The sequence below is a fragment of the Escherichia sp. TW14182 genome (genome assembly GCF_000208525.1).
Classification (GTDB): Bacteria; Pseudomonadota; Gammaproteobacteria; order Enterobacterales; family Enterobacteriaceae; genus Escherichia; species Escherichia ruysiae.
Window position 1 is genome coordinate 1 of record NZ_AEJZ01000482.1, and the last position, 1,240, is coordinate 1,240.

Sequence of the window (1,240 nt, forward strand, 5' to 3'; positions counted from 1 at the left end):
GCAGTAATTTTGTGGGGATCCCTCAGCCCGGCAAGGGGGAATACCGTGCCCACTTTGCCTGCAATCTCAAACTCCCGGACAAGCCGGGAGTTTGGCATAGGTTATTCCCACTCTTGCAGGAAACGCTGTCCGTACTGGTCGGCTACCAGCAGTGCGGCGTAAACCTGATCTGGCGTTGCGCCGCCTGGCATGTTGTGAATAGTTTCACCTTCAGCACAAGATGCTTCTGCGACAATCCGCATTTTCGCCGGAATATCTTCTTTAATATCCAGTTGCGCCAGGGTAATTGGCAGACCAACGGCATGACACAGCGCCGCTACGGTTTCGATTTCCTCAACCGGTGCGTTTTCCAGCACCAGTTGTGTCAGCGTACCGAACGCCACTTTTTCACCGTGATAATAGTGATGCGCGTCCGGGATAGCGGTCAGGCCGTTATGCACCGCGTGTGCCGCAGCCAGACCACCGCTTTCAAAGCCTACACCGCTCAAATAGGTATTCGCTTCAATCACGCGCTCCAGCGCCGGAGTTACCACATGCTGTTCGGCAGCAAGCATCGCTTTTTCGCCTTCTTCCAGCAGGGTGTTGTAGCACAGTTCAGCCAGCGCCAGCGCGGCCTGGGTGCACTTGCCGCCCGCCATCGTGGTCGCGCCACTGCGAGAGCAGGCACGTGCTTCAAACCAGGTTGCCAGCGCATCGCCGATACCCGCCGCTAACAGACGTGCAGGTGCGCCAGCAACGATTTTTGTATCCACAATGACGCGTTCCGGGTTGTTCGGCAGCAGCAGATAGCGGTCAAACTCACCATCATCGGTGTAGATAACAGACAGTGCGCTACACGGTGCGTCGGTAGAGGCTATGGTCGGTGCGATTGCTACCGGAACGCCCATAAAGTGCGCCAGTGCTTTGGCGGTATCGAGAGTTTTGCCACCACCGATACCGAGAATTGCGCCACACTGAGCTGTTTCCGCAATGCCGCGCAGACGGTCGATCTCATTTTGCGAACATTCACCGCCAAACGGCGCAATTTCTACTACCAGTCCAGCATCTTTAAAGCTTTTCTCGACAGTGGATTGAGCAAAGCCTAAAACAAATTTGTCACCCACCACTAACCAGCGTTCCGCCAGTGGCTTCAGGTATTCGCCCAGACGATTAATGACATCTGCGCCCTGGATGTATTTACCCGGTGATTGAATAATGCGGTCCATAATTGCTTATATGAACACATCCCGTTTGCAAGGCA

Annotated in this window: 1 protein-coding gene; it reads right to left on the bottom strand. The window is 54.8% G+C overall.

The genetic code is table 11. From position 1 onward, the window contains the following. Positions 1-101: 101 nt before the first annotated feature. Positions 102-1,205 carry a bifunctional L-1,2-propanediol dehydrogenase/glycerol dehydrogenase gene (gene gldA / locus EQY_RS0123480; RefSeq protein ID WP_000373988.1) on the bottom strand — a complete coding sequence of 368 codons (1,104 nt, stop codon included), beginning with the start codon at positions 1,203-1,205 and terminating at the stop codon, positions 102-104. Positions 1,206-1,240: the final 35 nt, after the last annotated feature.

Coding starts and splice junctions, on each gene's coding strand:
- gldA (WP_000373988.1), bottom strand. CDS start 1,205: ATGGACCGCATTATTCAATCACCGGGTAAATACATCCAGGGCGCAGAT.